The organism is Rhodovulum imhoffii (genome assembly GCF_003046545.1).
In the GTDB taxonomy this organism is placed as follows: Bacteria; Pseudomonadota; Alphaproteobacteria; order Rhodobacterales; family Rhodobacteraceae; genus Rhodovulum; species Rhodovulum imhoffii.
Genome location: NZ_QAAA01000008.1, coordinates 66,953 through 79,436 on the forward strand (window position 1 = coordinate 66,953; position 12,484 = coordinate 79,436).

Sequence of the window (12,484 nt, forward strand, 5' to 3'; positions counted from 1 at the left end):
AAATATAACCAATAATCCCATCTGGCAAGAATTTTTCCAGACCCCTATCTTGCGGCCATGGAATTCATCGACCGCATCGCCCTTTTCTCCCCGCTGGACGCCACCGCCGTGGCGATCTGGGTGCTGACATGGCTGGTTTCCGGCTTCGCGATCGAGCGCGGCCTCGGCCCGCGCTGCCCCTCGGCTTCGGTCCTGATGAAAGACTACCGCCGCGACTGGATGCACGCCATGGCCGGCCGCGACTCGCGCATGTTCGATTCAGGGATTCTGTCGACCCTGCGCCAGGGGACGACCTTTTTCGCATCGGCCTCGATGATCCTTATCGGCAGCGGCCTTGCCCTGATCGGAAACACCGAACGCCTTCTGGGCGTGGCGGAAGACCTGACGCTCAGCACGGCCCCGGCAATCGTGTGGGAAGTGAAGATCCTTGTCGTGCTTCTGTTCGTAACCAACGCCTTTTTGAAATTCGTCTGGTCGCACCGGCTTTTCGGCTACTGCGCTGTTCTGATGGGCGCAGTCCCGAACGACACCGCCGATCCGCAAACCTTCCGCCGCGCCGATCAGGCGGCAAAGATCAACATGACCGCCGCACGCAGTTTCAACCGGGGGCTTCGGGCGCTGTATTTCGCGCTGGGCGGACTGGCGTGGCTTCTGGGCGCGGTGCCCCTGATGCTTGCGACACTGGTGACCGTGCTGGTACTCTTGCGGCGGGAGTTCGCATCCCAGTCCCGGCGGGCATTGCTGCAGCGTTAGCGTCTGCCCTCGCGCAGCCAACCCCCGAGAATCAGACCGGCCGCAAGCAGCAGCATCGCCCAGGCCGGCGCAAGCGGAACCAGTCGCACGTCCTGAACCTGCATGGCATCGCGCGGGGTCACCCCGATCCAGCCCCGCCCGACCGCACTGCGCCCGCTGCGCACCTGCCGCAGATCGGGCATGCCGCCGGAAATACGCCAGACAGCCCCGCGCGTGGCCTTGACCACGGGCTCCAGCGCAGCACCGCTGGCCACAACTTCGGCGAACTCACGCGGGGCGGCCGGGCCAAGGGCCGCGGCGGCCTCCAGATCCCCTTCGCGCAGGCGATAGATACCGGGTTCGGTCGTGTCGAGGCGCACCTCGAAAACCCCCGGTGCGGTCTCCTCCAGCGGCAGGCTCTGACTTTCCCCATCAGGACGGATGACCTCAACCGCCCCCACGGCGCGCGACAGGCTGCGCCGGATGATCTGCAAACCCGTACCGTCCGCCCTGGCGCTCAGGGCTTCTTCTTCCAGATCCGGCTCCTTCATCATCCAGTGGGCGAGGCGGCGCAAAAGCTCCATCTGCGGGCCGCCACCTTCAAAGCCCCTGTCCCACAGCCACGCGTGATCGGAGGCCAAAAGGGCCACGCGCCCCGCGCCGACACGATCCAGTACCAGCAAGGGCTGCGCATCCGGACCGGTCATTACGACCTGCCCGCGGTCGGCGTCCACCTCAACCAGCCGGAACCAGCGCCCCCATTGGCCCTGCTTCAGCCCGGAGGTCACCGGATGGCGCTGGCCCAGATCCGTCACACCGGGCCGAAAGCCCTCCTGCCTCACCCTTGCCGTCGGGATGGCGGGCAGGACAGAGGCCAGTGGCGAACGATAGATCGACTCCGCCCCCGCGTAATCCGGCCCGGCGGAGACGAGAACCGCGCCGCCCTCCTCGACATACCGGGAGACGTTCTCAAGATAGCTTTCCGGCAAAATACCGCGACGGCGATAACGATCGAAGATGATCAGATCGAACTCGTCGATCTTTTCCATAAACAATTCCCGCGTCGGGAAAGCGATCAGCGACAACTCGGTAACGGGCACACCGTCCTGCTTTTCAGGAGGGCGCAGGATGGTGAAATGCACAAGGTCCACGGCGCTGTCGGATTTCAGCAGGTTGCGCCATGTGCGCTCCCCCGGATGGGGAACGCCGGACACCAGAAGCACCCGCAGCCTGTCGCGCACGCCGTTGATCTGCACCACGGCGGCATTGTTGCGCCCCGTCAGTTCGCCCGGCATCTCGGGCAAGGCAAACCGGATGATGTTTTGTCCGGCATGCCCAAGACGCACAGGCACGGGGATGTCGCGCCCCACCGGAACGGACACCACCTTTTCCTCTCCGCCATCGGCACTGATCCGCAGGTCCGCACGGGCAAGCCCGCCGGGCACGGCACCCGTGTCCTCGATGCGCAGGACAAGAGCGATCTCTTCGCCGGGAATGGCAAAAGGCGGGGCATTGCGCACGATCAGCCGGCGGTCCCAATCTTCGGGCCGGCCGGTCAGCAACACGTGCAGGGGGGCAGGCAGTTCGGACAACGGCCCGGCGTCATGCACCTGCCCGTCGGTCAGCACGATCACCCCGGCCAGCCGCCCGCCCGGAATTTCGGCCCGTGCGGCGGAAAGCGCCCCCATCAGCAGCGTACCGTCCTCCCCCGCGCCGGACCGGACAACGCGCAACTCCGTATCCGGCAGGGCGGCGACTTCGCCGCGCAGATGCGCCAGCGCGGTTTCCACCTGTGCGGCCCGGCCCGCAAGACCCTGGCTGGGGCTCTCATCCACAACTGTCAGCACGATGTCGGACAGGGGTGTCCGTTGCTCCTGCCGCAATACCGGACCCGAGAGGGCCACCAGCAACACCCCCGCACCCAAGGCCCGCAGGGGCCAGCCCGCCAGCCCCCGCCATACTGCCACCCCGAGGATTGCAACAATCAGCCCCAGCGTCCCCCACAGCACCGGCCACGGCACGATCGGAGAAAATATCACCCCGTTCATTGCCCCAGCCTCTCCAGCAGCGCGGGCACATGAACCTGATCGGATTTGTAATTCCCGGTCAGGACATACATCACCAGGTTCACCCCGAAGCGATAGGCCATCTCGCGCTGCCGCTCCCCCCCATAGCCGCGACCAACGGGATAGAGCGGCACACCCCGCGCGTCCACCGCCCAGGCGGTGGCCCAGTCGCCGCCGCCGATGACCACCGGGCTGACACCATCGTTGAGCGTGCGGAACGGAATATCCTCGGCCTGCTCTCCTTCCAAAGACGCCACCTCCACCCAGACCGGGGCGGCCGGGTGACGGCCCGGAAAATCCTGCAACAGGTAAAAGGCGCGGGTCAGAACGTGATCCCCCGGCACCGGCTCCAGTGGCGGAATATCCAGCGGTGCCGCGACCTGGCGCAGACGCCGCGCCTCGGGCGAGGCGCCCCCCAGCCCCGCGATATCGGCGTCGCGGGTGTCGAACAGAATCATCCCGCCCCCGCGCAGGTATTGCACCAGCCGTTCATACGCCGCACCCGATGGCAACGGCTGCGACGCCGTCACCGGCCAGTACAGCAGCGGATAAAAAGCCAGTTCATCGGTTTCCGGGTCCACCGCCACGGGCGGGCCGGGCTCCACCGCCGTCCGCAAGGTCAACACCCGCGACAACCCCTCCAGACCGGCGCGGGCGATGTCATCCACACGGGGGTCGCCGGTCCGGACATGCGCCAGCGTAACCTCTGCCGTCGCGGCAACGGCGCCGGCCTCATCGGCACGGGTCTCCACCGGCAAAACGATCGCCAACAGCAGCACCGCCACCCGCAGACGCCCGGTCAGCGCCAATGCCGCCAGAACATCAAGCGCCAAAAGCCCCAGCGCCGCCAGCAACAACGGCCCCTTCAGCGCGCGCTCCGGCCGGGCGTCCCCCTGCTCGACCGGAATCGAGGCCGGCCACCGGGGCGCGGCAATCTCCTGCCCCGGCGCGATCACGTTCAGGGCAATCCGCCGGTCCGGTCCGGCATAAAGCCCAGGCGGCATGCCCGGCCCCGGCCCCTTGGCGAACCGTGCGCCATCCACGCCAGCAAGGGTATCCGTGGCCTCCAGCCCGCCGAACGCCGTCAGCACCTTCTGCGGCACCCAGACCGTGCCCTCCTCCGGCGCTGCCTGCCCCGGTATCGCCGGACGCATGGAAACGACAAGCCGCTCCAGCATCTGCACGAACAGACCTGAAAGCGGCAAGCTCGACCATTCCGCATTGGCGGTGACATGAAACAGCACCACCTGGCCTTGTCCCAGCGCTTTGCGCGTCACCAGCGGCGTGCCGTCGGACAGCGCGGCAAGGGTGCGGCCCGCAAGCTCCGGCCCCGGCTGGGCCAGCACCTGCTGTCGGACCCCGACCTCGTCAGGGACCGGCAGACCATGAAACACCGACCCTTCCGGAAAGGGTTGCAGGCCCCGCGGGGTTCCCCAACTCATCGCTCCGCCAAGGCTGCGCCCCCCCGCGCGCAACGGCACGGGCAGCAGCGGGCCATCCTGCCCCCGCGCGGCAAGGCGCGGCCCGGCAAACCGGACCAGAAGCCCGCCCTGCGTCACCCACGCGGCCAATGCCTCGGCCTCCGTCGGGGCAAACGCGGCAATATCCGCCAGAATGATCACGTCCGGCCCGGCCTGAATGACCTCCGTCAACCGGCCCGACAGCAAATCCGCAGACGGCATGAGCGCCTTTTCAAGGTAGTAGAGCGGCGACAGCAGGCGAAGCCCTTCCCGATCCTCCCGCGCGGCGATCAGGGCCACCTTGCGCCGCTGCAAGCTGTCATCCGCCAGCGCCACCGCCCCGGCAGAGGGAACCCCCGCCAGCGCGAACCGCGCCACCCGGTTGCGAAGCTCCGGCGGGAGGGACAAAACGACTTTCGCCTGCCGCGCACCGGGGGCGAAACGGACAGCGGCATGGGCCAACTCCCGCTCCTGACCGGCCGGATCGACCCCGATGGCACGCAGGTCAGGCGCGTCCGCGCCGGGCCGGGCACGCAGGACGGTCAATGCGATCCCGCCCCCCTCGACCTCAGGCGGGCGGAGCGCGAAAAGCGGGCGCGGGCTTTCATGAACCCGCACATCGCCGCGGGCCTGAAACACGGCCAGGAGACCGGCGCGCTCCGGCGTTTCCAACCCTGCCGACAGCCACAGCGTCTCGAAATCGCCCTCCAGCGCCCGCGCCCAATCCACGGGGGCCTGCCCCGGCATCCACGGCGCGGGGCCGAGCCCCGCAAGACGCGGAAGCCAGCTTTCAGCAGGTTCGAACCGGAAAGGCTCCGCGGGCAGATCCGTCCCCAGCACCACCGCAACCGGGCGGCCAGCCCGAGCCGCCTGTTGCAATTCTGCACGAATACGCTCCTGCCGGCGCGGCCAGTCCCGGGCATCCGCCCAGCCGCCATCGGCATAGATCAGAAGCGGGTCGCGACCTTCCCGCGCAGGCTGCGGATTCACCACCGGGCCGGCGAAACCAAGAATCGCGGCGGCCACGGCCAGCATACGCAGCAACAGCAGCCACCAAGGGGTCGTCGAGGTTTGCGCGGTCTCGTCGGACAGCCCCAAAAGCAACGCGACACCGGGAAAACGCCGGCGCACCGGCGCGGGCGGCACCGCGCGCAACAGCACCCACAGCACCGGCAAGGCCAGCAGTGCCCACAACACCCCCGGCGCACCAAAGGCTATGGGACCAAGGGGCGTCATCCCCGTACCGGCTCCAGGGCCCGATACAACCACAGGAGAGCGGCCAGAGGCGCATCGTCACTGTGATGGCAGGTGGCGTGCCAGCCGACGGACAGGGCAAGCTCCGCCAGTTCGGCCTTGCGCGCGGACAGGCGTGCGCAATAGGGGGCCCGCAATTCGGAAGCCTTCAGCGTTTCGTGGCGCAAATGGCCTGACATGCTTTCGAAAATGGTGCGCCCTTCGAAGGGAAAGGTTTCTTCTGCGGGGTCCAGCACCTGAACGAGCGCGCCCCGAACCCCGCGGTCGGCAGCCTCGGCCAGCGCCGCGCGCAGAGGGGTGAGCGGACCAAGAAAATCGGAAAGGAACACGGCTCGGATATGCGGGCGGGCCCCATCGAGCCCTGGTGTCCCGTGATCCTGTGGCCCGGACTGGGCGGCCAGCGCCTGCGCCAGCCGCATGAGTTGCAGGCCTCCCGATCGCGGCGGCGGGCCGCCAACCAGGCCAACCCGCTCTCCGCCACGCACGAGAAGCACCGCCAGCGCCAGCGCAAGAAGCTGTGCCCGCGCCCTTTTTTCTACCCGGCCGGGCGAGGCAAACCGCATCGCGGCGGACGGATCGACCCAGAGCAGGACGCTCTGCGCCGCCTGCCATTCCCGTTCCCGGACGTAATGAGTATCGGACCGGGCAGAGCGGCGCCAATCGATCCGGTGCGCGGGATCTCCCCCATGGGCGGGACGGTATTGCCAGAATTCGTCCCCTTGCCCCACGCGGCGACGGCCGTGACTGCCCGGCAGCACCGCCTGCGCCAGATGTTCCGCCTCGGCCAGCAAAGGCGGCAGGGGGGCGGCAAGGGTCTCTGCCCCGGTGCGCAGGGCCGGGGCGCTCATGCGGCGGCCTCATCGCGCAGGGTTATTTGGGCGACCTCTGAAATCACGTCTTGCAGGTCATGCTGGGCCCGCGCGGCAAACCCCAGCGCCATGCGATGGCTGAGAACCGGCGCTGCCATCGCGGCGATGTCATCGGTGTCGGGGGCAAGACGCCCCTGCAACAGCGCCCGCGCCCGAACCGACAACATCAGTGCCTGCGCCGCACGCGGCCCCGGCCCCCAGGCCACGGTTTCGCGTACCAGCGCCGGCGCCTCGGAACCCGGTCGACAGGCCCGCACAAGGTCGAGAATCGCGGAAACGACGCTTTCCCCCACCGGCATGCGACGCACCGTGGTCTGGGCGCGCATCAGATCGTCGGGCGTGAAGACGCGGGTCGCGCGGGCCTCCCCCACCCCGGTGGTGGCAAGGAGGATCTCACGCTCGCTTTGCCGGTCGGGATAGGGGACGTCGATCTGCATGAGAAATCGGTCGAGCTGCGCCTCGGGCAGAGGGTAAGTGCCCTCCTGCTCTATGGGGTTCTGCGTGGCCAGCACGTGAAAGGGCGGCGGCAGCGGATGGTCTTGCCCCGCAACGGTAACGGAGCGTTCCTGCATCGCCTGCAGCAACGCCGACTGGGTGCGCGGGCTGGCGCGGTTGATCTCATCGGCCATGAGAAGCTGACAAAAGACCGGACCTTCGAGAAACCGGAACGACCGGCTGCCATCGGCGGCGGTTTCCAGGACCTCGGACCCGAGAATGTCGGTCGGCATCAGGTCCGGCGTGAACTGGATGCGGGCACTCGCGAGCCCCATGACGGTGGAAAGTGTCTCCACCAGCCGTGTCTTACCCATGCCCGGCAGGCCGATCAGCAGCCCATGCCCCCCGCACAGCAGCGTCGCCAGCGTCAGATCCACGACCTGGGCCTGCCCGATGAAACGTGTGGTAATGCTGGCGCGGGTCTCCGCCAGCTTCTCGCCCAGCGCCTCGATCTCCTCCAGCAGGTCGCACTCGGCCATGACAAACCTCCCTCTATGGCTGTATCAGGGTATCAGAGTCACACATCTCCCGCAGCCGAAATGCCCATATGACGAAACAAAGCCCCGTGAAGCCCGATGCAGGCACATTTGCCAAAGCCGCCCGGACCGCCGCGAAATCCGGAGGCCTGCCCCCCGTACATCTTTGGGACCCGCCTTTTTGCGGCGACATGGACATGCGTATCGCCCGTGACGGCACATGGTTCTACCAGGGCACCCCGATCGGACGGGCGCCGCTTGTCAGGTTGTTTTCCACCATCCTGCGTCGCGACGGAGGGGATTACTTCCTCGTGACACCGGTGGAAAAGGTCCGCATCGTTGTGGAGGACGCGCCCTTCGTCGCCATCGATTTCGAGGCCGAAGGCGAAGGCCGCGCCCAGTGCCTGACATTCACGACCAATGTGGGCGACAGGGTGACCGCAGGACCCAAAGCCCCCCTGCGGGTCGCGCGTGACCCGAATACCGGCGAACCCGCGCCTTACGTAACGGTACGCACGAACCTTGAAGCCCTGATCGATCGTAAAAGCTTTTACCGGCTGGTTGAAATCGGCGCCCATGAAAACCACGACGGCGATCGCTGGTTCGGTCTGTGGTCGGGCGGTATGTTCTTTCCGGTGATCCCCTCGCAAGAGATCTGAACCCGGTGCCCATACCTGCCTGCCGGCACGGAGCCGTTCGGCAGGCACGGCCTCGCCATGGCCCCGCAAGGCAAGAGGGCCCGCGGGCCGGAAAGGTCAGCGCGGGTCCGCGCAACCGGAGGCGACGGTTTCCACCTCCAGCGTTGCGTGGGCGATGCCGAATTCCTGTAGAAGAACCCGCTTGAGCCGCGCGGTGAGTGCCGCAAAGCCTGCATCCTCGGCCATCACCACATGGGCCTCAAACGCGGTGCGGTGTTCATCGATCTGCCACAGGTGGAGATGGTGAAGGTCTTCCACCCCGTCCTCCGCCATCAGCCGCGCGCGGACGTCGCCCAGCCCCGGCGCGTCCGGTCCGCCCATCATCAGCATGCGGATCACCGGCCCGATATCCTGCGCCACATGCCACAGAATGTAGACGGCAATGCCCAGCGTCACCAGCGGATCGATCAACCGCCAGTCGTAGATCAGGATCAGCGTGCCCGCCACGATCACCGCGACCGATCCCAGCGCATCCGCCACATTGTGCAGGAAGGCGGCACGGATGTTCACGCTGCTTTTCGACATGGCGTAGGTCAAAAGGGCGGTGATCACATCCACCACCAGCGCGATGGCCGCCACCACCACGACAATCCAGCCGGTCACGCCGGGCGGGTCGACCAGGCGCAGCACGGCCTCGTAAATCAGGTAGAGCGCGATCACGATCAGCGTGGTGTAATTGACCATCGCGGCCACGATTTCAGCACGGTGATACCCGAAGGTCATGCGCGCATCGCTGGGGCGGCGGGCAATGCGGCGGGCCACCAATGCGACGATCAGCGAAATCGCGTCCGAGAAATTATGAATCGCGTCGGCGACAAGCGCAAGCGACCCCGAGACGATCCCCCCCACGATCTGCGCAACCGTGAGCAGCATGTTGACGCCGACCGCCCAGGCAACCCGGCGATCCCCGGCCTCGGGGTCGATATGGTGATGGTGATGATGATGTGCGCCCATACCGGATAGGTGCCCCGACCCGGCGCAAAGCGCAAGCGCCTAGCGGACCACCATCACCGTGCATGGCGCATGGGTGGCCACGTGGCTGGCCGTAGTTCCCAGCAAATAGTCCTGTATCCGGGGGTTTGCGGCCTCCATCACGATCATGTCAGTCTTTTCGTCCTCAGCCAGTTTCACGATCTGACGGTGGACCGACCCCTTGCGGACCACCGGCCGCACGGCAACATCCCCGGCGGGGTTGTTTTTCAGAAATTCCTTCAGCTTTGCGGTCCAGAAGCCCTCTGCATCGCGGATGTTGAGGTTGCGCTCCATTTCCGGGGCGACGGTGGCGGCGATCACCTCGGCCCCGTGCCAGCGGGCAAGGCGCAGGGCCTCCCCATAGGCCGGGTGGGCATGGGCGGCATGGCGCAGGTTCAGCGGGCACAGGATGGTACGGATTTCGCGGGGCATGGGGCCTCCTTTCATAGCCTCACGCGCACCTTAACAGCCGTGCGCCGCCCGCGCACGCCCCGATACGACAGGCCGGGACCCGCAACCGGCAGTCAGTGGGCCTCGGCCCAGCTGGCCCCCTGCCCGGCATCCACTTCCAGCGGAACGTCAAGCCGCACCACCGGCAGGGCTGCGCCCTCCATCACCCTGCGCACGACGGCAACGGTATCTTCGGCGGCGTGTTCCTCCACCTCGAAGATCAGTTCGTCATGGACCTGCAACAGCATCTTCGCCGGCAGGGTGGCGATGGCCTCGGGCATGCGAATCATCGCGCGGCGGATGATATCGGCGGCGGTCCCCTGAATCGGCGCGTTGATGGCGGCACGCCGCGCGAACCCGGCCCGCGGCCCCTTGGCGGCGATCTCCGGCGTGTGGATCCGGCGGCCGAAAAGCGTCTGCACATGGCCATGTTCCTTCGCGAAGGCGATGGTCGCGTCCATGTAGTCCTTGATGCCGGGGAATCGCTCAAAATAGCGGTCAATAAACCCCTGTGCATCGGCGCGCGGAATCCGCAGGTTGCGCGCCAGCCCAAAGCCGGAAATACCGTAGATAACCCCGAAATTGATTGCCTTGGCCTGGCGGCGGATCTCGGGTGTCATCTCCGCCAGCGGTACGCTGAACATCTCCGAAGCCGTCATGGCGTGAATGTCCTGTCCCTGGCGGAAAGCCTCCTTCAGCGCGCCGATCCCGGCGACATGGGCAAGGATGCGCAGCTCGATCTGGCTGTAATCGAGGCTGAGCAACACCTTGCCCTCCTCGGCCACGAAGGCTTCCCGGATACGCCGGCCTTCCTCGCTGCGGACCGGAATATTTTGCAGGTTGGGGTCGGTCGAGGCCAACCGCCCGGTATTCGCCCCGGCAATGACGTAAGACGTATGCACCCGCCCGGTTTCGGGGTTGATGTGGTCTTGCAACGCATCCGTGTAGGTCGATTTCAGCTTGGAAAGCTGCCGCCAGTCCAGCACGCGGGCGGGCAGATCGTGACCCTCGGCGGCGAGGTCTTCCAATATGTCGGCACCGGTGGCATAGGCGCCGGCCTTGCCACGCTGCCCCCCTTGCAGGCCCATCTTGTCGAACAGAATCTCGCCCAGTTGCTTGGGGCTGCCGACATTGAATCTTTCCCCGGCCAGATCATGGATCTCGGCCTCCAGCGCGGCCATTTTCCGCGCAAAGGCATTGGACATGCGGCTGAGCGTGTCACGGTCCACCTTGACGCCGGTCATTTCCATCTTTGCAAGGACCGGCACCAGGGGGCGCTCCATCGTTTCGTAAACGGTGGCGACCTTGCGGTGGTGGAGCCGCGGCTTCAGCAGGTCGGCCAGGCGCAGGGTGATGTCCGCATCCTCGGCGGCGTATTTCACCGCCTCGTCGATGGGCACCAGGTCGAAGGTGATCGCGGATTTGCCCGACCCCAGCAAAGTCTTGATCGGAATCGGCGTGTGGGACAGGTGGCGTTCCGAAAGCGCATCCATCCCATGACCGTGCAACCCGGCATCAAGCGCGTAAGACATCAGCATCGTGTCGTCTATGGGCGCGATGTCGATGCCATGGCGGGCCAGGATCTTGGCGTCGTATTTCATATTCTGGCCGATCTTCATCACCGCCGGGTCTTCCAGCAGTGGCCGGAGCAGGGTCAGCGCGGCCTCCATCTCCATCTGCCCCTCAACCGGCGCTTCCGCGGAGAAGAGATCGTCGCCGCCGGCCTTGTGCGCCAGCGGGATATAACAGGCCTGCCCCGGCGCGGTGGCCAGAGATATCCCCACCAGACCGGCGCGCATCTCATCCAGCCCGGTGGTTTCGGTATCCACCGCCACCCGGCCCAGCGCCCGGGCCCGCGCGATCCACACCTTCAGCGCCCCGGCGTCGCGCACACACTCATAGGCCGAGGGATCTACAGGGCGCGCTTCGGGGTCAGGGTCTGCCTCTGCGGGGCTGGTGTCGGGCAGGGCGGGGGGCTCCGCGCCCAGCTTTTCCGCAATGCGTTTCGTCAGGGTTCGAAATTCCATCTGGCTGAGAAAACCCAGCAACGTCTCCGGGTCCGGCTCACACACTTCCAGATCGTCCAGGGCCACATCCAACGGCATGTTCACATCCAGAAGCACCAGCCTTTTCGAAAGCTCGATCTGGGCGCGGTGCTCTTGCAGGGCCTGGCGGCGCTTGGGCTGTCTGATCTCCGCGGCGCGATCCAGCAGGCTTTCCAGATCGCCGTATTCGTTGATCAGCAGCGCCGCCGTCTTCACCCCGATCCCCGGCGCACCGGGGATGTTGTCCACGCTGTCGCCGGCCAGGGCCTGCACGTCCACCACCCGGTCGGGTCCGACACCAAACTTGGCGTGGACCTCCTCCAGGCCGATCCGGCGGTTCTTCATCGCGTCCAGCATTTCCACGCCACCGCCGACAAGCTGCATCAGATCCTTGTCCGAACTGATGATCGTCACCCGCCCGCCCGCATCGCGCGCACGGGTGGCAAGGGTGGCGATGATGTCGTCGGCTTCGAAACCCTCCTGCTCCAGGCAGGCGATATTAAAGGCGCGGGTGGCCTCTCGCGTCAGGGGAATCTGCGGGCGCAGGTCCTCGGGCATGGCGTCCCGGTTTGCCTTGTACTGATCGTAGAGATCGTTGCGGAAAGTGTGGCTGCCCTTGTCGAACACCACCGCCACATGGGTGGGCGCTTCGGGGCCCCGGGTGTCCTCGACATACTTGTGCAGCATGTTGCAAAAGCCGCTGACCGCCCCCACGGGCAAACCATCGGACTTGCGCGTCAACGGCGGCAGCGCGTGGAAGGCCCGGAAAATGAAGGCCGATCCGTCGATCAGATGCAGGTGGCAGCCCTTGCCGAACGTTCCGCTCATGTCGTCCCCCCTAGGCATATCCGTCCCGGTCTTGCCACGAAGTGCCACGCGCTTCCAGCCGGGAACGGAAAACGCTGCGAAAAACAGCTTGTGTCAAGGAGGGCGGCATCTCAACCTGAACAGGCGTTTTGCGATGGGG

The 12,484-nt window shown here is 66.5% G+C and carries 9 protein-coding genes; 2 read left to right on the forward strand and 7 right to left on the reverse strand.

Annotation, left to right across the window (positions count from 1 at the left end; translation table 11 throughout):
• Positions 1–57 precede the first annotated feature (57 nt).
• Positions 58–753, forward strand: a complete 696-nt coding sequence (locus tag C8N32_RS08105) for a DUF599 domain-containing protein (RefSeq protein WP_107892295.1) — start codon at positions 58–60, stop codon at positions 751–753.
• Here C8N32_RS08105 and C8N32_RS08110 read toward each other — a convergent pair.
• From C8N32_RS08110 to C8N32_RS08125, 4 genes are read right to left on the reverse strand one after another with little or no spacing between them, the layout of a single operon-like run.
• Entirely contained in the window at positions 750–2,780 is a 2,031-nt protein-coding gene (locus C8N32_RS08110) for a hypothetical protein (RefSeq protein WP_107892297.1), read from the reverse strand. The two genes, C8N32_RS08105 and C8N32_RS08110, sit on opposite strands and share 4 nt — an antisense overlap.
• Positions 2,777–5,494, reverse strand: a complete 2,718-nt coding sequence (locus C8N32_RS08115) for a DUF4159 domain-containing protein (RefSeq protein ID WP_107892299.1) — start codon at positions 5,492–5,494, stop codon at positions 2,777–2,779. Before C8N32_RS08115 ends, C8N32_RS08110 begins: the two co-directional genes overlap by 4 nt.
• Complete coding sequence (locus C8N32_RS08120; protein ID WP_107892301.1) at positions 5,491–6,360, reverse strand: DUF58 domain-containing protein; 870 nt, start codon at positions 6,358–6,360, stop codon at positions 5,491–5,493. The genes C8N32_RS08115 and C8N32_RS08120 overlap by 4 nt, the downstream gene beginning before the upstream one ends.
• Complete coding sequence (locus C8N32_RS08125) at positions 6,357–7,355, reverse strand: AAA family ATPase (RefSeq protein WP_107892303.1); 999 nt, start codon at positions 7,353–7,355, stop codon at positions 6,357–6,359. Before C8N32_RS08125 ends, C8N32_RS08120 begins: the two co-directional genes overlap by 4 nt.
• A 68-nt stretch (positions 7,356–7,423) precedes the next feature.
• Here C8N32_RS08125 and C8N32_RS08130 point away from each other — a divergent pair, with 68 nt between their 5' ends.
• Positions 7,424–8,011 carry a DUF1285 domain-containing protein gene (locus C8N32_RS08130; RefSeq protein ID WP_107892305.1) on the forward strand — a complete coding sequence of 196 codons (588 nt, stop codon included), beginning with the start codon at positions 7,424–7,426 and terminating at the stop codon, positions 8,009–8,011.
• A gap of 96 nt (positions 8,012–8,107) precedes the next feature.
• On the opposite strand, the gene C8N32_RS08135 is transcribed toward C8N32_RS08130, so the two are convergent.
• From C8N32_RS08135 to polA, 3 genes are all read right to left on the reverse strand, one after another.
• A complete protein-coding gene (locus tag C8N32_RS08135) occupies positions 8,108–9,004 on the reverse strand; it encodes a cation diffusion facilitator family transporter (protein ID WP_107892307.1) in 897 nt (298 codons plus the stop codon).
• Between the two features lie 39 nt (positions 9,005–9,043).
• The gene (locus C8N32_RS08140; RefSeq protein WP_107892309.1) at positions 9,044–9,454 is read right to left on the reverse strand and encodes a universal stress protein; all 411 of its coding nucleotides are present in this window, start codon (positions 9,452–9,454) and stop codon (positions 9,044–9,046) included.
• 92 nt (positions 9,455–9,546) lie between these two features.
• Complete coding sequence (gene polA, locus C8N32_RS08145; RefSeq protein WP_107892311.1) at positions 9,547–12,345, reverse strand: DNA polymerase I; 2,799 nt, start codon at positions 12,343–12,345, stop codon at positions 9,547–9,549.
• Positions 12,346–12,484 lie beyond the last annotated feature (139 nt).